Origin of the sequence: Kitasatospora sp. NPDC007106, assembly GCF_040634455.1 — a bacterium.
Lineage (GTDB): Bacteria > Actinomycetota > Actinomycetes > Streptomycetales > Streptomycetaceae > Kitasatospora > Kitasatospora arboriphila.
In genome coordinates, this window is record NZ_JBEYFP010001352.1 from 1 (window position 1) to 1,187 (window position 1,187).

Consider the following 1,187-nt stretch of genomic DNA (forward strand, 5'->3'; position numbering starts at 1 on the left):
CCCGGGTGGCCCGGGAGGTGGGCACCGAGGGCACCCTCGGCGGCCAGGCCGAGGTCGAGGGCGTCTCCGGCACCTGGAAGCGCCTCACCGAGAACGTCAACGGCCTCGCCGGGAACCTCACCCGGCAGGTCCGGGCGATCGCCGAGGTGGCCAGCGCGGTGGCCGCCGGCGACCTGACCCGGTCGATCACCGTCGACGCCTCCGGTGAGGTCGCCGACCTCAAGGACAACATCAACTTCATGGTGGAGTCGCTGCGCGAGACCACCCGGGCCAACGAGGAGCAGGACTGGCTGAAGACCAACCTGGCCCGCATCTCCGGCCTGATGCAGGGCCGCCGCGACCTCGCCGTGGTCGCCGAGGTCGTGATGGACGAGCTCACCCCGCTGGTCGGCGCCCAGTACGGCGCGTTCTACCTCGCCGAGGACACCCCCGAGGGCACCGAACTGGCCCTGGTCGGTTCCTACGCGCACCGGCCCGGACAGGCCCCCGCCCGCTTCCGCCTCGGCGAGTCCTTCGTCGGTCAGGCCGCCCGCAGCAAGCGCATGATCGTGGTCGACCGGCTGCCCGGCGACTACGTCACCGTCTCCTCGGGCCTCGGCAGCACCACCCCGCTGGAGCTCGTGGTCTTCCCGATCCTGGCCGAGGACCAGGTGCTCGGCGTCATCGAACTCGCCACCGTGCACGGTTTCACCGCCGTCCACCGCGGCCTGCTCGACCAGCTGATGGAGACCATCGGCGTCAACGTCAACACCATCCTCGCCAACGCCCGCACCGACGAACTGCTCGGCGAGTCCCAGCGGCTGACCGCCGAACTCCAGACCCGCTCCCGCGAACTCCAGTCCCGGCAGGAGGAGTTGCAGTCCTCCAACGCCGAACTCGAGGAGAAGGCCGCCCTGCTGGCCGCGCAGAACCGCGACATCGAGACCAAGAACCTGGAGATCGAGCAGGCCCGCCAGGAGCTGGAGGACCGCGCCCACCAGCTCTCGCTGGCCTCCAAGTACAAGTCCGAGTTCCTCGCCAACATGAGCCACGAGCTGCGCACCCCGCTCAACAGCCTGCTCATCCTCGCCCAGCTGCTCGCCCAGAACCCCACCCGGAACCTGACGGCCAAGCAGGTCGAGTACGCGGGCATCATCCACTCCGCCGGTTCCGACCTGCTCCAGCTCATCAACGACATCCTCGACCTC

1 protein-coding gene is annotated in these 1,187 nt (G+C 69.7%); it reads left to right on the forward strand.

From position 1 onward, the window contains the following. The coding region (locus ABZ641_RS38420; protein WP_359989305.1) for a GAF domain-containing protein at positions 1–1,187 on the forward strand (1,187 nt) is incomplete at both ends.